The sequence below is a fragment of the Noviherbaspirillum massiliense JC206 genome (assembly GCF_000312045.1).
Classification (GTDB): domain Bacteria; phylum Pseudomonadota; class Gammaproteobacteria; order Burkholderiales; family Burkholderiaceae_D; genus Noviherbaspirillum; species Noviherbaspirillum massiliense.
Genome location: NZ_HE978634.1, coordinates 1,833,744 through 1,852,403, shown reverse-complemented (window position 1 = coordinate 1,852,403; position 18,660 = coordinate 1,833,744). Strand labels below are relative to the sequence as shown.

Annotated in this window: 18 protein-coding genes and 1 tRNA gene; 17 read left to right on the top strand and 2 right to left on the bottom strand. The window is 57.7% G+C overall.

Going from position 1 to position 18,660, the window contains the following annotated elements; genetic code table 11:
• The first annotated feature begins 2 nt into the window (after positions 1-2).
• From HGHM_RS09155 to HGHM_RS09135, 5 genes are all read left to right on the top strand, one after another.
• On the top strand, positions 3-653 hold the full coding sequence (locus tag HGHM_RS09155) for a DNA-3-methyladenine glycosylase family protein (protein ID WP_026075852.1): 651 nt from the start codon (positions 3-5) through the stop codon (positions 651-653).
• Positions 654-692: 39 nt separating this feature from the next.
• Positions 693-1,667, top strand: coding sequence for an acetyl-CoA carboxylase carboxyltransferase subunit alpha (locus HGHM_RS09150; protein ID WP_019141225.1), 975 nt, complete (start codon positions 693-695; stop codon positions 1,665-1,667).
• A 3-nt stretch (positions 1,668-1,670) separates the two neighbouring features.
• Positions 1,671-3,134 (top strand): tRNA lysidine(34) synthetase TilS, encoded by a 1,464-nt coding sequence (tilS, locus tag HGHM_RS21070; protein ID WP_245549191.1) that lies wholly within the window; start codon positions 1,671-1,673, stop codon positions 3,132-3,134.
• Between the two features lie 139 nt (positions 3,135-3,273).
• Positions 3,274-4,524 carry an aspartate kinase gene (locus HGHM_RS09140; protein ID WP_019141223.1) on the top strand — a complete coding sequence of 417 codons (1,251 nt, stop codon included), beginning with the start codon at positions 3,274-3,276 and terminating at the stop codon, positions 4,522-4,524.
• A 104-nt stretch (positions 4,525-4,628) separates the two neighbouring features.
• Positions 4,629-4,723: transfer RNA gene (locus tag HGHM_RS09135), tRNA-Ser, on the top strand.
• A 360-nt stretch (positions 4,724-5,083) separates the two neighbouring features.
• Here the strand turns inward: HGHM_RS09135 and HGHM_RS09130 are convergent.
• Positions 5,084-5,344 (bottom strand): hypothetical protein, encoded by a 261-nt coding sequence (locus HGHM_RS09130; RefSeq protein WP_019141222.1) that lies wholly within the window; start codon positions 5,342-5,344, stop codon positions 5,084-5,086.
• Between the two features lie 322 nt (positions 5,345-5,666).
• Positions 5,667-6,161: an arsenate reductase ArsC gene (locus HGHM_RS09125; RefSeq protein WP_034348468.1), complete on the bottom strand. Its 495-nt coding sequence runs from the start codon at positions 6,159-6,161 to the stop codon at positions 5,667-5,669.
• Between the two features lie 1,185 nt (positions 6,162-7,346).
• On the opposite strand from HGHM_RS09125, the gene flhD reads away from it, so the two are divergent.
• The 12 genes from flhD to cheD all read left to right on the top strand — a co-directional run bounded on the left by flhD (position 7,347) and on the right by cheD (position 18,637).
• Positions 7,347-7,664 carry a flagellar transcriptional regulator FlhD gene (gene flhD, locus HGHM_RS09115; RefSeq protein ID WP_019141219.1) on the top strand — a complete coding sequence of 106 codons (318 nt, stop codon included), beginning with the start codon at positions 7,347-7,349 and terminating at the stop codon, positions 7,662-7,664.
• A gap of 48 nt (positions 7,665-7,712) precedes the next feature.
• Positions 7,713-8,270 (top strand): flagellar transcriptional regulator FlhC, encoded by a 558-nt coding sequence (gene flhC, locus HGHM_RS09110; RefSeq protein WP_019141218.1) that lies wholly within the window; start codon positions 7,713-7,715, stop codon positions 8,268-8,270.
• A gap of 80 nt (positions 8,271-8,350) precedes the next feature.
• The gene (locus HGHM_RS09105) at positions 8,351-9,103 is read left to right on the top strand and encodes a class I SAM-dependent methyltransferase (RefSeq protein ID WP_019141217.1); all 753 of its coding nucleotides are present in this window, start codon (positions 8,351-8,353) and stop codon (positions 9,101-9,103) included.
• Positions 9,104-9,288: 185 nt separating this feature from the next.
• Complete coding sequence (gene motA / locus HGHM_RS09100) at positions 9,289-10,149, top strand: flagellar motor stator protein MotA (protein ID WP_026075849.1); 861 nt, start codon at positions 9,289-9,291, stop codon at positions 10,147-10,149.
• A gap of 36 nt (positions 10,150-10,185) precedes the next feature.
• Positions 10,186-11,181 (top strand): flagellar motor protein MotB, encoded by a 996-nt coding sequence (gene motB, locus HGHM_RS09095; RefSeq protein WP_019141215.1) that lies wholly within the window; start codon positions 10,186-10,188, stop codon positions 11,179-11,181.
• Between the two features lie 50 nt (positions 11,182-11,231).
• Positions 11,232-11,780, top strand: coding sequence for a hypothetical protein (locus HGHM_RS09090; protein WP_019141214.1), 549 nt, complete (start codon positions 11,232-11,234; stop codon positions 11,778-11,780).
• Positions 11,781-11,842: 62 nt separating this feature from the next.
• The gene (locus HGHM_RS09085; protein ID WP_026075848.1) at positions 11,843-12,208 is read left to right on the top strand and encodes a response regulator; all 366 of its coding nucleotides are present in this window, start codon (positions 11,843-11,845) and stop codon (positions 12,206-12,208) included.
• 46 nt (positions 12,209-12,254) lie between these two features.
• Complete coding sequence (gene cheA, locus HGHM_RS09080) at positions 12,255-14,372, top strand: chemotaxis protein CheA (protein ID WP_019141212.1); 2,118 nt, start codon at positions 12,255-12,257, stop codon at positions 14,370-14,372.
• 9 nt (positions 14,373-14,381) lie between these two features.
• A complete protein-coding gene (locus tag HGHM_RS09075; protein ID WP_019141211.1) occupies positions 14,382-14,894 on the top strand; it encodes a chemotaxis protein CheW in 513 nt (170 codons plus the stop codon).
• A gap of 88 nt (positions 14,895-14,982) precedes the next feature.
• Positions 14,983-16,701: a methyl-accepting chemotaxis protein gene (locus HGHM_RS09070; protein WP_026075846.1), complete on the top strand. Its 1,719-nt coding sequence runs from the start codon at positions 14,983-14,985 to the stop codon at positions 16,699-16,701.
• Between the two features lie 448 nt (positions 16,702-17,149).
• Complete coding sequence (locus HGHM_RS09065; protein ID WP_034348920.1) at positions 17,150-18,025, top strand: CheR family methyltransferase; 876 nt, start codon at positions 17,150-17,152, stop codon at positions 18,023-18,025.
• Positions 18,026-18,028: 3 nt separating this feature from the next.
• Positions 18,029-18,637 carry a chemoreceptor glutamine deamidase CheD gene (cheD, locus tag HGHM_RS09060; RefSeq protein WP_019141208.1) on the top strand — a complete coding sequence of 203 codons (609 nt, stop codon included), beginning with the start codon at positions 18,029-18,031 and terminating at the stop codon, positions 18,635-18,637.
• The last annotated feature ends 23 nt before the right edge of the window (positions 18,638-18,660 follow it).

The following is an 18,660-nucleotide window of genomic DNA, read 5'->3' as shown; positions in this document are numbered from 1 at the left end:
GCATGGGGAAATCCGGACACGCCGAGCTGAGCATTTCCGTGCCTGCATATTGGCAGGATGCAAAGAGCGAGCTGATGAAGCGCGACCGCATCATGCGCAAGCTGATCCCGCAGTTTGGCGATTTGCATCTGGTCGGGCGCGGTGAGCCATTTACAACTTTGGCTCGCTCCATTGTTGGACAACAGATTTCTGTAAAGGCGGCCGATGCCGTTTGGCAACGCGTTATTGAAGTGTGTCCAAAATGCACGCCTGCGCAGTTTCTAAAGGCGGGAAACGAGAAGCTTGCCTTGTGCGGTCTGTCCAAGCGCAAGGCAGAGTACATCATTGATTTGGCAGAACATTTCAAAGCCAAGCGGGTCCATGTCGATAAATGGGCAGAGATGGCGGACGAAGACGTCATCGCGGAGTTGATCCAGATTCGCGGCATCGGACGCTGGACAGCGGAGATGTTTTTGATATTTAATCTTCTCCGCCCAAATGTTCTGCCCTTGGATGACTTGGGCCTGCTAAAAGGCATCAGCATCAATTATTTTTCAGGCGAACCGGTGTCGCGCAGCGATGCGCGTGAAGTGGCGGCCAACTGGGAGCCGTGGCGCACCGTCGCTACCTGGTATTTGTGGCGCAGCCTGGATCCGGCACCTGTCACATATTGAATTACAAATATCTACTCGCATTGAGGCAAAGGAGCCACGATGAGTAAAACCACTTTTCTCGGTTTTGAGCAACCAGTTGCCGAACTGGAAAGCAAGATCGAGGAATTGCGCTTCGTACAGGATGACTCGGCAGTCGATATCTCCGAAGAAATCGATCGCCTGTCGAAGAAGAGCCAGCAACTGACCAAGGACATCTACTCCAAGCTGACTCCATGGCAGGTTTCCCAGATTGCGCGCCACCCGCAACGTCCCTATACCATGGACTATGTGAATGAAATCTTCACGGATTTTCATGAATTGCATGGCGATCGCAGTTATGCCGACGACTTGTCGATCGTCGGCGGATTGGCTCGATTCAATGGTCAAGCTTGCATGGTGATCGGCCATCAGAAGGGCCGGGATACGAAAGAGCGTGCATTACGCAACTTCGGCATGCCCAAGCCGGAGGGCTACCGTAAGGCAATGCGCCTGATGAAGCTTGCCGAAAAATTCGGCCTGCCGATTTTCACCTTCGTTGATACTCCCGGCGCCTTTCCCGGCATTGATGCGGAAGAGCGCGGCCAGTCGGAAGCGATCGGACACAACCTGTATGTGATGGCCGAATTGAAGGTGCCTCTCATCGCCACCATCATTGGTGAAGGCGGATCGGGCGGAGCGTTGGCGATTGCCGTTGGCGACGTGGTGCTGATGCTGCAGTACGCGACCTATTCGGTCATTTCGCCGGAAGGCTGTGCTTCGATTCTCTGGAAAACCGCGGAGCGTGCTGCGGATGCGGCCGAAGCGCTCGGACTGACAGCCCATCGTCTGAAGGCCATGAATCTGATCGACAAGATCGTCAATGAGCCTTTGGGTGGTGCGCATCGCGACCCGAAACAAATGGCCGTGCTGCTCAAGCGCGCGCTCGCCGACAGCTTGCGTCAAGTGCAGGGCATGAAACCGAAGGAGTTGCTTGCCGCGCGCCATGAAAAACTCATGAGTTACGGCAAATTCAAGGAAATTTCGTCTCCGGAATAATTCGTGGCGTCCAAGCCGGTAATGTCGGTCACGGAAGAATTCGAACGCGCGTTGGGAATCATCCGAACGCGCGTTTCTCTTGGTGCGGGCCGCAGCCGGACTGATTTGTACGCCACGGCGGATAAGCCGTCTGAGTCATTTGGTCAGGCTGAGCATTCCTTATCAATGGCGGTCGCATATAGCGGAGGACTTGACTCTTCCGCCTTGCTGCATCTTGCGCATGATTATGCGGCTGCCCACCGCATCAAGCTTTTTGCGTTTCACGTTCATCATGGCATCAGTGCGAATGCAGATGCATGGCTCGCTCATTGCGAACGGCAGTGCCGCGAGCTCGGCATCGCATTCGATGCAGATCGCATCAGTCTGAAGGATCGCGACAGGAGCGGCTTGGAGGAGGCGGCGCGCGTCGGGCGCTATGCCACACTCGGCGCGCTTTGCCGCAAGCATAAAGTGCCCTTGCTCTTGACTGCGCACCAGCAGGACGACCAGGCTGAAACGGTCCTGCTGCAGCTTCTGCGTGGCTCCGGCGTCGCCGGCATCTCGGGTATGGATTTACTGAATACGGCTCCCGAGCTTCTTGGCGATCCGGATTTGCTCATGGGGCGACCCTTGCTGGCAGTGACCCGCGGCGACCTCCAAGCATTCATTGTCGAGCGCGGCATTGCTTTCATTGAAGATGAATCGAATGCCGATCCACGTTATGCCCGCAATGCATTGCGCCGACACGTCATGCCGGAGCTTGACCGTTATTTCCCCGGCTTTCAGCAGCGGCTTGCGCGCTCTGCCCGGCATGCACAAGCAGCGCAGCGCCTGCTGGATCAGCTTGCGGCACAAGATCTTGTGGCCTGCGTGGACGGGAAATCAATTCTTGTCGACCGCTTAAAACGACTTGACGCAGACAGGATGGATAACCTTCTGCGCCATTGGCTTGATTTGCACGGGAGTCGCATGCCGAGCACGGCATGGTTGACCGAGATGCGGGTCCAGTTGCTCAATGCCAGGGAAGATGCGCGCATCCGTATCACGCACGCAGATTGCGAGATCCGGCGACATCGCAACCGAATCTTCCTCACGCCTCGCAGCTTCGCCGAAGTATCGACTCCTGCTCCCGTGATGTTCCGTTGGAATGGTGAAGCCCGCTTGCATTTCGAGGATTTCGGCGGCACCCTGCATGTTGAATCGGCTGCGGGGGGCGTCGACCCTGACTGGTTGCGTGGGGAAGACATGGTGATCCGACTCCGGCAGGGAGGGGAGCGCCTGAAACTGGCGGCAAACCGGCCGACGAGAAGTCTGAAGCAGCATTACCAGGCTTTGAATGTCCCCGCCTGGGAGCGTGAACGATTGCCGCTTGTTGTGACTGCCTCGGATGATTTGCTGTTTGCGGCTGGAATAGGAATGAATTGGTCTGCGAACCAGAAGAGGGCTGAGCAAGGCATTCATTTCATCTGGACAAGCACCTCCAGCTAAAGCCTCTTTTTCTGAATTTATTCCGGCTTGCGTCCTTCTTTTTGCCATTATGGCCTTGTCATCTTGCCTTGCAACAGGTAAAGTAAAGGGTTGATTTTTTTCAAAATTCTTAATCTCCAAGCCCAGTTCCTTAACCCCCATGGCTTTAATCGTTCACAAATACGGCGGTACCTCGATGGGCTCGACCGAGCGCATCAAAAATGTCGCCAAGCGCGTCGCCAAATGGCATGACGCCGGCCATCAAATCGTTGTTGTTCCTTCCGCCATGTCCGGCGAAACCAATCGACTGATTGCGCTTGCGAAGGAAATCATGCCGCAACCGGACCCACGCGAGCTTGACATGCTGGCTTCCACCGGCGAGCAGGTATCGGTTGCGCTGCTGTCGATGGCGTTGCAGATGACAGGGAAGAAAGCAGTTTCCTATGCAGGCTGGCAGGTGCCCATCAAAACCGATTCCGCGTACACCAAGGCGCGCATCCAGTCGATCGACGATGCGCGCGTGCGCAAGGATTTAGCAGAAGGCAAGATCGTTATCATTACCGGCTTCCAGGGCGTGGACGATGCCGGCAATATCACCACACTCGGGCGGGGCGGGTCAGACACCTCGGCTGTTGCTGTTGCAGCCGCACTGAAAGCGCAGGAGTGCCTGATCTACACAGATGTGGACGGCGTCTATACTACTGATCCCCGCGTCGTTTCCGAAGCACGCCGCCTCAAGACAGTCACGTTCGAGGAAATGCTGGAAATGGCATCGCTCGGTTCCAAGGTGCTGCAGATCCGCTCAGTGGAATTTGCCGGCAATTACAAGGTGCCGACCCGTGTGCTGTCATCGCTGACCGACCCAATGATTCCGCTGGAAGAAGAAGCTGCTTCCGGCACCCTGATTTCGTTTGAGGAAGATACAAACATGGAACAAGCCGTCATCTCCGGCATCGCCTTTAACCGCGACGAAGCGAAGATTACCGTGCTCGGCGTGCCCGACAAGCCTGGCATCGCTTACCAGATTCTGGGACCCATTGCCGATTCCAACATCGAAGTCGACATGATCATCCAGAACCAGTCGGTCGACGGCAAAACTGATTTCACCTTCACGGTCGCACGCGGCGAATACGTGAAAGCCATGGAAATCCTGGAGAAGAGCGTCAAGGCACATATCGGCGCAGCCAGCATCGTAGGTGACACCAAGGTATCGAAAGTGTCAGTCGTCGGCGTCGGCATGCGCAGCCACGTTGGCATCGCCTCGCAAATGTTCCGGACCTTGTCGGAAGAGGGCATCAATATCCAGATGATCTCGACTTCCGAAATCAAGATTTCCGTATTGATCAACGAAAAATACATGGAGTTGGCAGTACGTGCGCTGCATAAGGCGTTTGATCTGGAAAAAGCTTGATCAAAGTAAACTTGGGTGCATAGTTCCATTGACCAAGTTACCCTGAGAAGTTATCATGCCAAGCTTTACTAGAGCGGACTTGCAGTAATGCCGCTCTAATGTGTGGAGACGTGGCCGAGAGGTCGAAGGCACTTCCCTGCTAAGGAAGCATATGGGCTTTAAACCTGTATCGAGGGTTCGAATCCCTCCGTCTCCGCCAGGAATGCAAAAAGCCCCGTAAGGGGCTTTTTTCATTTGGAGGCGCAATCGCATTACGCGGTCGGTATAAAGAGAGGAGAGTGGCTTGCGCGCGAGCTCTCAAGGTGGCGTCGAATTTCTCCCCTAGGTATTTATGCTGACGTATGAAGCCCGCAGGCCGTGAATCGTGTTGATCGTGCGGGAAGGGAGCGTACTGCGAATCAGGTGAAGTGATGATCGGAAGTGGGGCGCAATCCATTATGACGCTACCAATACTCGGCCAGTTCTAGGGTGCTGAATCGGGCTGCCGACGTGTGCTGCGAAGAGCCTTTGTATCAGGTCGAGAACCGGCGCAGGCGGCTGCGCCAATCCTCTAGTCGGTTTAGCCTGCGTGCTGCTTATCTTGCAGGTTAAAGCGGGTCGGCAGATAGCGCACGAATCGGTGCAGTTTGCCCCAAAAAGTAAAGGGAAGAACGGATGGCTTGGGATGAATCTTGAGTGGCCTGACAATCAGGCTGCAATAGACTTCGTTTTCAGCCATAAGGCAATTGATGAAATTTTCAGCTTGCGCTGAGGTGGAAAATTCGTAAACCTTCGCGTCGGTCTCGACGAAATTCCTGTCCACGAAAAAACGCATGATCATCACCCCTCAAGTCCGTGTCCGGATTGGGCCGTAAGCCACGAGAGCAGAGGGCATCCGCTAGACCGTTCCGGAAAGAATTTGTTGCATTAAGAACAATGTCTAATGTTGGGCTAGGTGGCAACGCGCATATTGACCGGCGTCAATGATGCTTAACACGCCCTATAGAGCCGTGCTCTGAAGGCGATCCATGAGGCAGTGGTGGAGCTGTATGTCCGATTGAGGCCTGGTAGTCTTTAATGTCTATGCGGAGGCCGGTGTCTGGGCGGGGGAGGGTAGGAAGTTCGCCGGCAGGCGCGAATACGAGAAGATAAGCGGGACTGTGTCAGGCCAGCATGTCGTCGATCGACTTCGTTGCTTGTTGCAGTGCGTGCCGATCGGTGCTTTGATGCGGCAATCGCACAAAAGCTTCTACCCGCGCGTGGAGTTGATTGAAAAGCTTCTCGAAGGACGCACGCTTTTCTTCGTGGGAGCCGGCCATCGCCAGTGCCCGTTCAACTCGCCAATGGCCTGAAAGCGGGTTACCAGTCCAGACAGGGCAGAGTTCGGCTGCTGCGTAATCGCATACGGTAATGACGTAGTCGATCTGCGGCGCATTCAGTGACGCAAATTCGTTAACACTCTTGCTGCGCAGGTTTTCCAAGGGATAACCGATTTTCCGGATCTGCTCCAGTGCATATGGATTAATCAATCCAGCAGCACGGGTTCCGGCGCTAAATCCCTTGAATTTTCCTTTTCCTAGTACTGTAACCAAGGCTTCCGCGATGAGACTGCCGCCGGAATTTCCAGTACAGATGAAAAGGACATTACGGATTGTCATTGAAAGCGCACTATGAATGTGTCGGAGTTGCTAGCGAGGCCGATTCTGGAATGCTGTTAACCGCAATAAAACTCTTTGATATTAACTAACTACAAACTCAGCGGAACTTAAGGTAAATATTTGTGGGTAACCATTTGTTTCAAGAAATCCGTTAACACTTGTGTTATTTGTAATTTATCAATATTCTGTCTGACAAGACATCGCGTAATTATAGGCGCATTCTTGTTATTGTCGAAAATTCATCAGTGTTTCTTTAGAAAGAGTTAGCAGGGCAAAACAAAATTCGGTTTCGTGGGTGTTCTTTCATCTCAACCTTTCTGAGAGTGAGGTTGTAAAAATGCCAATCAAGCGCTGCCCATCCTCGACCTGCAGGCGCCCGTTCCAGATCAATCAGTTCGGGCCGAAATTTTCAACCTCCAGGGAACGTGGAAAGATCACTTGCCCGCACTGCGGGCTCGAATTGTTCGGCGACAGTGGCTCCATATTTCTTACCCACGCCTTATCGGCGGCAGAAGAAGCCGAATTCAACGCCAATCACTCCGTCGAAAAGAACGTCGGATAATTCCAAGCCCCGACCGTTCAGCACCTGAGACAGTCAGCCTGCAGAAGAGGGCGGGTCTTGCCGTTCCCAAATCTACCGGATATTTCTCGCGGGAAGCGCAGTGCAAAGGTTTGATGCTTATCAGAATGAACTTTTCCTATCAGGAATAGTCTTATGAATAATTTCTGTTTGGAAACAACTGCAGAAGCAAAAACAGAAGAAAAAATTAGGAAAAAATTTATTGTGAAACCCTAAAGTTGGGAAAAATGCTGCCGATATAGCATCTGAAGGCGATGAAAGTATTGCGTTGCTGCAACACTTTTAAGGTTTTTGGTTGTTGGAAGTAGATACAAATAGATACAAAAAACACATAAAAAAATTGCTTATGAGCAAGTAAATCCGTGACCGAGGACGATGCTCCTCATCGTCCGCAAACCCAGACGCCAAGCCATTTCCCGCGCTCTCCAGTCAGTGCGCCCCCATCATCATCGTGTTCGTGTAGGACAAATTCCTACACGGCGGCGCTATTGGCGCCGACGACAAAAACCGACTGGCGCCTATTTTCTCCCCGCAGTCAGCCAACTCAGAATGGCTTCACTGGCAACGCAAACGATAAGCCAGACGACCGCAATAGGGAGATTCACATGAACAAAAATGACATGATGGCTGAGATTCGTGATGCCAATCTGAGCTATCTGATGCTGGCCCAGCAGATGATCCGTTCCGACAAGGCGACCGCGATTTTCCGTCTCGGCATCAGCGCCGAAATCGCTGATCTGCTGGAGGGCTTGAACAATGCACAAATCCTCAAGCTTGCGACCAGCAACATGATGCTGGCGCGCTTCCGTTTCGATGACGGGGCAATTCTCGGCATGCTTACCAATTACCACAAGGACCGGGAACTGGCGCATTCGCATGCGGCCATCCTGATGGCTTGCCAGCCGGTTGAAGACATCGCCTGACTGACCGACCCGCTATCAACGAAGCCAGAAACTCGCAAAGGTCCGAACATGACGAAGAAGAGCGTAATTACGGAAGCCCAGGAAATCCAGCTCGCGATCGAACTCATCAACCTTGGTGCGCGCCTGCAACTGCTGGAATCGGAAACCAAGTTGTCCCGCGAACGCCTCCTGAAGCTCTACAAGGAACTCAAGGGTGTGTCGCCTCCCAAGGGCATGCTGCCGTTTTCGACCGACTGGTTCATCACCTGGCAGCCGAATATCCATTCTTCGCTGTTCATCAATATCTACAAATACCTGATTCAGCACGCCCGGATTTCAGGTATTCAGGCCATCATCAAGGCGTACAAACTCTATCTCGAGCAAGTAGGGCCGGGCCCTGACGGAGAGCCGGTTCTTTCGCTGACACGCGCCTGGACCCTGGTGCGCTTTTTCGAAAGCAAGATGCTGACGACTGCATGCTGCGGCAAATGCGGCGGCGACTATGTGGTCCACCAGCTCGACCTGAACAACGACTACACCTGCGGCCTGTGTCACATGCCTTCGCGTGCCGGCAAGACCAAGAAGGCCAGGGAAGAGGCAGCCCAGGCAGCGCTTGCGAGCGTATAAGCGGCAGGCTGCTTGCAGATATCCCGCGCGCAGTGACGGAGATGGGTCGACCCGCTATGGGCAGAGTGCAAGTCCGACAGATGATGCGCACACCCGCCATCCACGCGCTGCTGATACAGCTGGCTGCGTTCGTTCTGGTCCTGCTGCTGGCAGTTGGTCTGCGCACCTTCGCCGGCACCGATCTCAATATCCTTTCGGCCGCGCTGGTTCATGGCGCGGCGGCTGCGCTGATTTCATACTGGCGGCGCCTCGCGGCGTGGTGGTTTCCGATCCAGTTCATTTTCCCGGTGGCGCTGCTTACGGTGCATGCCTTGCGCCTGCCGTCCTGGCTGTTTCTCGCCGCATTCCTGGCTCTGACTTGTTTGTACTGGACCACCTTCCGCACCCAGGTTCCGTTCTTTCCGTCCGGTCCGGCAACTTGGCACGCAGTCGCCGGGCTGCTGCCGGAAAAGGAAGGGGTCCGTGTTGTGGACGTCGGCAGCGGGCTCGGCGGCCTGATTCTTCATCTTGCAAGGCTGCGGCCGGAAGGCGAGTTCAGCGGGATCGAAGTCGCGCCACTTCCATGGCTTATCAGCGCCCTGCGTGCGCGTCTTGCGGGCAGCCGGGGGCGCTTCATCCGCGGCGACTATGACCGCCTGGCTTTCGCCGGCTTCGATGTGGTGTTCGCCTACCTGTCGCCGGCGGCGATGCCGGCTTTGTGGGCCAAGGCTCGTGCAGAAATGCGCCCCGGCACGCTGCTGCTCAGTCATGAATTCCCGATTCCCGGCGTTGAGCCGAGCCTGATCATTCCCGGCGCCGCAGGTCGTCCCTCCCTGTTCGGCTGGCACATGTAGCCCCACCTGCCGAAAGTCGCTGCCGTTTCCCTCAAGTTCCCTGTTTTTTGGCCGTAATTCAATGGAAAGCGGTTTTCGCGCCGCTATTCGGCTGTTTGCGGCTGCAAACCCGCTGATATGCTGGCCGCGAATTGGCCAATCGAGGGCCGTGACCTCGCCCATTTTGACGACCGGAGTACAGATCCTTGCTAGTCATTCTCGGATATATCGTTGTTTGCGCCTCGGTGTTCGGCGGCTTTGCCCTTGCCGGAGGACACCTGGCTGCACTGTTCCAGCCTCTGGAATTGCTGATGATCGGCGGTGCCGCTTTCGGCGCTTTTTTCGTCGGCAACAACGGCAAGGCAATCAAGGCGACGTTCAAGGCGATTCCCAGCCTGTTCAAGGGCTCGAAATACACCAAGTCGCTCTACATGGAGCTGATGACGCTGCTCTTTGAGATTCTGAGCAAGGTACGCAAGGAAGGCCTGATGTCGATTGAGGGCGATATCGAGAGCCCGGAAGAAAGCCCGATCTTCAGCAAGTATCCGGCCATCCTCGCCGACCATCACATCGTCGAATTCATGACCGACTACCTGCGGCTGATGGTGTCGGGGAACATGGATGCGTTCCAGATCGAAAACCTGATGGACAACGAGATCGCGACCCACCACAACGAAGGCGAGATCCCGGCGCATTGCATTGCCAAGATCGGTGACGGCCTGCCAGCATTCGGCATCGTGGCAGCGGTGATGGGCGTGGTACACACCATGGAATCGGTCGGTCTTCCTCCGTCCGAGCTGGGCATGCTGATTGCGCACGCGCTGGTCGGCACCTTCCTTGGCATCCTGCTCGCATACGGTTTCGTCGGGCCGCTCGCCAGCCTGCTGGAGCAGAAGCTGCATGAGTCGTCAAAGATGTTCGAATGCGTGAAAGTGACCCTGCTCGCCAGCCTGAACGGCTACGCCCCGGCGCTCGCGGTAGAGTTCGGCCGCAAGGTACTGTTCTCGACCGAGCGGCCGTCCTTCAGCGAGCTCGAAGACCATATCAAGCAGTCGAAGACCAAATAGGCGGTCCGGCGATGAAAGCACAAGCGGAAAGGCACCATGGCTGACGAAGCCCGGCCCATTATCGTAAAGCGGGTGAAGAAGCCCGCAGGCGGCCATCATGGCGGCGCGTGGAAGATCGCATACGCCGACTTCGTCACGGCGATGATGGCCTTCTTCCTGCTGATGTGGCTGCTCGGATCGACTGCCAAGGGTGACCTGCAGGGGATCGCCGAATATTTCAAGACGCCGCTCAAGGTTGCGATGTCGGGCGGATCCGGCAGCGGCGACAGTTCGAGCGTGATCCAGGGCGGCGGCCGCGACCTCACGCGCAAGGATGGGCAGATCAACAAGGCCGACGAGCCGACCGTAAGAAAGACCCACACCCCGACGGTCGCCGACCTAAAGGCGGCGCAGGAAGAGCTCGAACGCGCCGACATGGCGCGCCTGCGCATCCTGAAGCAGCGCATCGAGGCTGCCATTGATGCCCGGCCCTCACTGAAACAGTTCCGCAAGCAGTTGCTGCTCGATATCACCACCGAAGGTTTGCGCATCCAGATCGTCGACGAGCAGAACCGGCCAATGTTCGAACTGGCGAAGGCCGAGTTGCAGAGCTACACCAAGGAAATCCTGTACGAAATCGGGCGCGTGCTGAACGACGTGCCGAACAAGATCAGCCTGTCGGGACATACCGATGCCGCGCCTTATGCGAGCGGCGAAAAAGGCTACAGCAACTGGGAACTGTCGGCCGACCGCGCCAATGCATCGCGCCGCGCCCTGATCGCGGGCGGAATGGACGACACCAAGGTGCTGCGGGTGGTTGGGCTGTCCTCGGCAGTGCCGTTCGACAAGCAGGATCCGCTCAATCCGGTCAACCGGCGCATCAGCATCATCGTGATGAACAAGAGGGCGGAACGAACCGCGCTCAAGGACGGCGGAACCATCGAGGTTACGAACGAGGCACAGGTCAGGGCCGAGCTGACGCCGGCCTCGGCACCGGCTCCCGGGGCCGCTCCCGTGCCAGCCACCGTTCCGGCGGATACACAGGCGAGATGAGCGCAGGCGGGAACGAATGAGACGTCAAGGACCGACGACAGGATATCTTCATGCCGGATAAGAAATCGCCAGCACCGGAAGTCAAGCATCTGCTGTCCATCCTGTCGGATCACGGCAGCAGGCACCTGACCGAGGCCGAGATCGATCTGGCCCAGACCAACCTGCTGCTGTGCGAAGCCATCGAAAAGCTTGCAGCGAGCTTCCTGGCGCTCAACGAGGCCACCGAGGCACAGCAGGCTGCGGTCGAGCAATTGCTCGCGGGGAGCGCGTCGCCGGAAGAGATCAGGCAGGTCCTGAAGGACAAGCAGTCGGAAATCGGCCGGCACGTGCGAGCAGCAGTGACCGGCCTGCAGTTTCAGGACATGACGAATCAGCTGATTGACCGCACCGCGAGACGGGTTGCAGGGTTGCGTGCACTGCTGGGCGCAGTCGGAACCGGCAGCGCTGCCATACAGAGCGCATGCAACACGCAGACGCTGACGGCAGCGCTGAGCGCCATCAATCTGACGCTGGAAGAACGCAGCGCCGGCCTGGATAGCACCTTGCGCAAGGCTGTGGCCCAGACGCATCTGGAAAGCGGCGAAATCGAACTGTTCTGACGTATTACAAACGGGTGATGACCGGGCTTGCGGCCCGCAAACGACAAATCAGGAGCAACAAGATGGCAAAAAAAATACTGGCGGTAGATGACTCCGGATCGCTCAGGCAAATGGTCAGCTTCAGCCTCAAGGCTGCCGGTTATCAGGTGACGGAAGCGGTCGACGGCCAGGACGGCTTGGATAAGGCGAATGCGCAGGTGTTCGACCTGGTCCTGACAGACCAGAACATGCCGGGCATGGACGGGCTGTCCCTGATCCGTTCGCTGCGCGACATCCCGAATTACCAGAAGGTGCCCATCCTGATGCTCACCACCGAATCGAGCGAGGAAATGAAATCCAGGGGCAGGGCAGCCGGCGCCAATGGCTGGCTGGTCAAGCCTTTCGACCCGCAGCGCCTGACCGAGGTGGTCAGGAAAGTCATCGGCTAGCACCGCATTCCCACATCCATCCAGCCGTTAGTCACGGAGTTTCATCATGACCATTGATATGAGCCAGTTCTTCCAGGTCTTTTTCGACGAGACGGAAGAACTTCTCGCTGAAATGGAAAAGCTTTTGCTGGCCGTCGACGTGTCGGCGCCCGATCCCGAAGACCTGAATGCAATTTTCCGTGCAGCCCATTCCATCAAGGGTGGCGCCGGCACTTTCGGCCTGAACGACCTGACCGAGGTGACGCATGTGCTCGAGTCCTTGCTGGACAAGATCCGCAAGCACGAGATGGAACTCACCGCAGAGCACATCGATGCTTTTCTGGTGGCGAAGGACATCCTGAAGATGCTGCTGGATGGGCACCGCTTGCATACGCCCGTGGACCAGGATGCGGTGGGGGACGCGCGCATGATGCTGCAGTCCCTGTCCCAGGGGGCGGTTCCGGCGATTGCTCCGACTGCTTCGCTCGAGGTCAGCCTGAGGCCGATCGAAGCTGTGCCGACGCAGGCAAAGGCGGAGGCCATCCATTACTTCCGCATCGAACTGCCGCAGGTGTCGCAGCGCGACGTCGATGCGCTGGCGGCCGAGCTGGGCCTGCTGGGCGACATACGCCGCGCTACGCTGGACGACCAGCGCACCGCCTTCCATCTGATGACCAATGAAGGAACGGACAGCATCGTTGCGATCTGTTCCTTCATCCTCGATCCGGATGACCTGAAGATTACCGAGGAAGTCGGCCCGACCGTCGAAGAGCTGACCGCCGCTGCCAAGGCGGAGGTGGAAAACGAGCTGGGGTATGGCTTCTTCGAGCCGGTAGGACAGGTGAGGGAAGATCCGGGCTACGGCTTCTTCGAACCGCTGCAGCCGGCGGCGCATGCCGCTGCAGCGCAGGCGCAGGCAGTGTCGAATCCGGGCCAGCCCCCGCAGGAACGAAAGGCCGCAAGGCGCGAGCCGGAGAAATTCACGGCCAGCCAGGAATCCACATCGATTCGCGTCGGCATAGAAAAGGTGGACCAGCTGATCAACCTGGTGGGCGAGCTCGTCATCACGCAGGCGATGATCGAGCAGCGCACCAGCACGCTCGACCCTATCCTCCACGAACGCCTGCTCAACAGTGTCAGCCAGCTTACCCGCAACACGCGCGACCTGCAGGAAGCCGTGATGTCCATCCGCATGATGCCGATGGATTACGTCTTCTCGCGCTTTCCGCGCATGGTGCGCGACCTCGCGAGCAAGCTCGGCAAGCGCATCGAATTCGTGACTCAAGGTGCGGCGACCGAACTCGACAAGGGCTTGATCGAACGCATCGTCGACCCGCTGACGCATCTGGTCCGCAACAGCATCGACCATGGCATCGAGATGCCGGAAGCGCGCAGGGCCGCAGGCAAGAGCGAGGCGGGCAAGCTGACCCTGTCGGCCGGCCACCAGGGCGGGCACATCGTCATCGAGGTGAGCGACGACGGCGCCGGACTGAACCGCGAAAAGATTCTCGCCAAAGCCCGGCAGCAGGGCCTGCCCGTATCGGACGGCATGTCCGACGCGGATGTGTGGCAGCTCATTTTTGCACCCGGTTTCTCGACGGCGGAAGTCGTCACCGACGTTTCGGGACGCGGCGTCGGAATGGATGTCGTCAAGCGCAACATCACTGCGATGGGGGGAGTTGTCGACATCCGCTCGGCGAAGGGGCAGGGCACGACCATCTCGATATCCCTGCCGCTCACGCTCGCCATCCTCGACGGCATGTCGATCAAGACCGGGGAAGAGATCTATATCCTGCCGCTGGCGTACGTGGCGGAATCCCTGCAGGCGGCGCCCGACGACATCAAGGATATCTCCGGCCAGGGACGGGTAGTGCGGGTGCGCGGCGAATATCTGCCACTGATCCCGCTTTACCGGATTTTCGGCATCGAGCCGCGCTTTACCGATCCATCGCAGGGCATCATCGTCATCCTCGAATCGGAAGGCAGGAAAGCAGCGCTGCTGATCGATGAGCTGGTCGGCCAGCAGCAGGTGGTGGTGAAGAACCTCGAATCGAATTACCGCAAGGTGGCCGGCATCTCCGGTGCCACCATCCTTGGCGATGGCGGTGTTGCATTGATCATCGATGTCGCTGCATTGCTGCGCTCCAGCCGGCAGCTCAACGACGAATCCGTTTTTATCGAATAGGAAACTGCCATGAATCAAGTCGTCCAGAACAACATCCTCGCAGTGGCCGAGAGCGGTGCGAATGACAGCGCCGGCCAGGAATTCCTTGCCTTCACCCTGGGCAAGGAAGAATACGGGATCGACATCCTGAAGGTGCAGGAAATCCGCGGCTATGAAGCGGTGACCCGGATTGCCAACGCGCCGGACTATATCAAGGGCGTGATCAACCTGCGCGGGGTGATCGTGCCGATCGTCGACATGCGCATCAAGTTCAATCTCGGCACCCCGACCTATGACCAGTTCACGGTGGTCATCATCCTCAACCTGGGCAGCCGGGTGGTGGGCATGGTGGTCGACAGTGTCTCGGACGTGATCACGCTGACGCTGGAGCAAGTCAAGCCGGCACCGGCCATGGGCACGGCGCTGAACACCGATTACCTGGTGGGGCTGGGCACGATCGACGAGCGCATGCTGATCCTGGTCGACATCGACAAGCTGATGACATCGGAAGAGATGGGCCTGCTCGACAAGGTCGCAGCGTAGTCCGCCGGAAAGCGGCCCGCAGAGGCTGCCCGGCTGGAGGCGGGACTTCCCGCCACCGACACATTATAAAAATTTGGGGAGGAGAAGCATGAAACTGCGTAATTTACGTATTGGCGTGCGGCTTGGCGGCGCCTTCGGCATCATCCTGGCGATCCTCGCCCTGGTGGTGGTGATCTGCACCGTGCTCAACACGCAGAACAAGCGGAAGCTCGTCGAAGGCCTGGAGGCCGCCAGCGAGAAATCCCTGCTGGTTGCGACGATGAAAAGCGCTTCGCTCCAGGGCGGCATGGCCATGCGCAACATCGGCCTGCAGTCGGATCTTGGCGGAATGGAAAGCGAAGCCGCGAAGGTCAAGGCCCAGAGCCAGGCATACACGGATGCGAAGAACAAGCTGTCGCAGCTTCCTCTGAGCGACGCCGAAAAAACTATCCTGGCTGACATCTCCCGGCTGGATGCGGAAATGGAAGGGCCCGTCAAGGAAGCCATCAATCTCGGCCTGATGCTCAGCACCGAAGGAGCGGCAAGAGTCATCAATGAACAGATCAATCCCATCAGCCAGAAGATCATGGCGGACATGGACAAGCTGGTCGAGATGCAGCACGTCGCATCCCGAGAGCTCCTGGCCGGGTCGGTCGCCGACGACACCCGTCTGACCCTGCTTCTGTTTGCGCTCGGTGCGGTCGCAACTGTCATCGGCGGCGGGCTGGCATGGACGATCACGCGCAGCATTACCGGACCATTGCGGCATGCGGTCAGGGTCGCGCACCGCGTCGCTGAGGGAGACCTGACTTCGCGCATAGAAAGCAGGACATCCGATGAAATCGGCCAGTTGCTGGACGCGCTGCGCCGGATGAACCAGAGCCTGGATGAAGTGGTGGGGAACGTGCGTACGGGAACCGACACGATCAGCCAGGCCTCGCGCGAGATCGCAAGCGGCAATGCCGATCTGTCGACGCGTACCGAGGCGCAGGCAAGCTCGCTCGAAGAAACAGCGTCTTCCATGGAAGAACTGACTTCCACCGTGCGCCAGAATGCGGAGAATGCGCGACAGGCAAACCAGCTTGCGGCTTCGGCATCGGATATCGCGACACGGGGTGGGCAGGTGGTCAGCCAGGTTGTCGATACCATGGGTTCGATCAGGGAAAGCTCGCGCAAGGTGGTCGACATCATCGGCGTGATCGATGGTATCGCCTTCCAGACCAATATCCTCGCGCTGAATGCAGCGGTGGAAGCGGCGCGCGCCGGCGAGCAGGGTAAAGGCTTTGCGGTGGTGGCCGCGGAAGTCCGGAATCTGGCACAGCGCTCGCATGGGGCCGCCAAGGAAATCAAGTCGCTGATCGATGATTCCGTGGACAAGGTCAATGCCGGCAGCAAACTGGTCGATGAAGCCGGCAAGACCATGGACGAGATCGTCAATTCCATCAGGCACGTAGCCGACATCATGGGTGAAATCACAGCCGCCAGCCAGGAACAGAGCAGCGGCATCGAGCAGGTCAACCAGGCCATTACCCAGATGGATGAAATTACCCAGCAGAACGCCGCGCTGGTAGAGCAGGCTGCCGCCACTGCGCGCAGCATGCAGGAGCAGGCGGAGATTCTTGCGCGCGCGGTTGCGATATTCAAGCTCAAGGCGCGCGAACATGCTTCGCAGCACGATGCGCCTTTGGGCTTGCCCGCTGTTGGAAGGCAGGCGCCGCAGCTTGCTTCCGGATCGGCCCTTCATGCCGCCGGAAGGGCCAAGCTGGGCCGGATGGATCAATCTGCTGCAGCCACGCGCGCAAGCACGGAGGGCTGGGAAGAGTTTTAGCGGCGAAAGCCGATACCGCTTCGTTTCTCCCGCCGCTTCCGGAGAGCCGAAAGACATGAAACGGGCAGAACAGGTGCCCTGAGAAAAAGGCGTGCTGTGAAAGCGGCGCGCCTTTTGTCGTAAATGGCAGGATAAGAGGGGTCTGTTCAGGCGATCGGTCTCGCAGATCCAAGCCCATAATGCCTTCGGAAGGTGCCGAAATTGCGGTGACTGCGATAAAAGCCCTCTTCGGAACTCAAGTTTTGTCAGCCGGTGCCGATAGAGAAAGATGCTGAGAAGGCAAAGGCCTGCCGGTTCCCAAGTCGCCGGAATGGGAACCACGCAAGCCGAACATGCCTCATGCGGCCCAAGCCAGATCGGCATTCATGTCGATGTGGCGCGAATGCGAGGGCCGAGGGCATGGGCCGATCGGTAGAAACAGGAAAAGCGGGTTGTGGCGGAATCAGGTTTGAAAATTGTGCTGGATACATCCAAGGAATTCGAGTTCACCACTCGGGATTTCGAGCGTGTTCGCGGATTGATATACCAGCGGGCTGGCATCGCGCTTGCCGACAGCAAGCGGGAAATGGTGTACAGCCGGATTGCCCGCCGGCTGCGGGCGACCGGCCTGCGTTCGTTCCAGGAGTATCTCGACCAGCTGGAGCAGCGCGGCGAAGATGCAGAGTGGGAAGCATTCACCAATGCCCTGACCACGAACCTCACATCCTTCTTTCGGGAGGAGCATCATTTTCCCATTCTGGCCGGGCATGTGCGGCAACGGAGGGAACCGATCCACATCTGGTGCGCCGCAAGTTCAACCGGTGAAGAGCCGTATTCGATCGCCATGACCCTGTGCGAGGCATTCAATACCCTGACGCCGCCTGCGCAAGTGATCGCCACAGACATCGATACCAATGTGCTGGCGACAGCGGAGGCCGGCGTTTATCCGATGGAGCGGCTGGACAAGCTGGCGCCCGAACGGGCGCGGCGCTTTTTCCTGAAAGGCAAGGGCAGGCACGAAGGATATGCCAAGGTGCGGCCGGAGCTGCGGGACATGATCAGTTTCAGGCAGCTTAACCTGCTGTCCGGCCAATGGCCGGTACGCGGGCCGTTCGACGCAATCTTCTGCCGCAATGTCATGATCTACTTCGACAAGCCGACCCAGGCCAGGATACTCGAGCGTTTCGTGCCTCTGATGAAGCCGGATGGGCTCCTGTTTGCCGGGCATTCGGAAAACTTTTCCTATGTGTCCGATGCATTCAGGCTGAAAGGCAAGACGGTTTACCAGCTCGCGCCGCAGTATGCCGCGGCGTCTCGGCCCGCGCAGCACCCGCCCGAAAAATAAACCATGAGCTATGTATTAGAGAAGCATTTCGCCACGAACGTCTACTACGACCGGACGTTCGACTGCGACGCGGCGAAAATCCTGCCGGGCGAGTATTACCACACCTGCAAGGACATGCTGATCGTGACGGTGCTCGGGTCATGCGTATCCGCCTGCATACGCGACCGGGTGACCGGCATCGGCGGAATGAACCATTTCATGCTGCCGGACAGCGGGCCGGACGGGGACAGCCCGGTTTCGGCATCCATGCGCTACGGGACCTATGCCATGGAAATCCTGATCAATGATTTGCTGAAGGCCGGCGCGCGCCGCGAGAATCTGGAGGCCAAGGTGTTCGGCGGCGGCAATGTGCTGCGCGGCTTCGTGGCAATGAACGTGGGTGCGCGCAATGCCCAGTTCGTGCGCGAGTACCTGCGCGCCGAGAATATTCGCATCCTGGCCGAAGACCTGAACGACATCTATCCGCGCAAGGTGTATTTCTTCCCGCGCAGCGGAAAGGTGCTGGTCAAGAAACTCAAGCAGCTCAACAACAATACGCTGGTGAACCGGGAGCAGGATTATGCGAACCAGCTCAGCGCCACGCCGGTGGCGGGTGCGGTCGAATTGTTTTGATCGACAGCTGGCGGCAAGAAGAA

Bases quoted from the DNA above. Each gene is read 5' to 3' on its own strand.
- cheA (WP_019141212.1), top strand. From the start codon at position 12,255: ATGACCATTGATATGAGCCAGTTCTTCCAGGTCTTTTTCGACGAGACG.
- HGHM_RS09155 (WP_026075852.1), top strand. From the start codon at position 3: ATGGGGAAATCCGGACACGCCGAGCTGAGCATTTCCGTGCCTGCATAT.
- motB (WP_019141215.1), top strand. From the start codon at position 10,186: ATGGCTGACGAAGCCCGGCCCATTATCGTAAAGCGGGTGAAGAAGCCC.
- HGHM_RS09150 (WP_019141225.1), top strand. From the start codon at position 693: ATGAGTAAAACCACTTTTCTCGGTTTTGAGCAACCAGTTGCCGAACTG.
- HGHM_RS09140 (WP_019141223.1), top strand. From the start codon at position 3,274: ATGGCTTTAATCGTTCACAAATACGGCGGTACCTCGATGGGCTCGACC.
- HGHM_RS09125 (WP_034348468.1), bottom strand. From the start codon at position 6,161: ATGACAATCCGTAATGTCCTTTTCATCTGTACTGGAAATTCCGGCGGC.
- cheD (WP_019141208.1), top strand. From the start codon at position 18,029: ATGAGCTATGTATTAGAGAAGCATTTCGCCACGAACGTCTACTACGAC.
- flhD (WP_019141219.1), top strand. From the start codon at position 7,347: ATGAACAAAAATGACATGATGGCTGAGATTCGTGATGCCAATCTGAGC.
- HGHM_RS09090 (WP_019141214.1), top strand. From the start codon at position 11,232: ATGCCGGATAAGAAATCGCCAGCACCGGAAGTCAAGCATCTGCTGTCC.
- HGHM_RS09070 (WP_026075846.1), top strand. From the start codon at position 14,983: ATGAAACTGCGTAATTTACGTATTGGCGTGCGGCTTGGCGGCGCCTTC.
- flhC (WP_019141218.1), top strand. From the start codon at position 7,713: ATGACGAAGAAGAGCGTAATTACGGAAGCCCAGGAAATCCAGCTCGCG.
- HGHM_RS09105 (WP_019141217.1), top strand. From the start codon at position 8,351: ATGATGCGCACACCCGCCATCCACGCGCTGCTGATACAGCTGGCTGCG.
- HGHM_RS09130 (WP_019141222.1), bottom strand. From the start codon at position 5,344: ATGATCATGCGTTTTTTCGTGGACAGGAATTTCGTCGAGACCGACGCG.
- HGHM_RS09075 (WP_019141211.1), top strand. From the start codon at position 14,382: ATGAATCAAGTCGTCCAGAACAACATCCTCGCAGTGGCCGAGAGCGGT.
- HGHM_RS09085 (WP_026075848.1), top strand. From the start codon at position 11,843: ATGGCAAAAAAAATACTGGCGGTAGATGACTCCGGATCGCTCAGGCAA.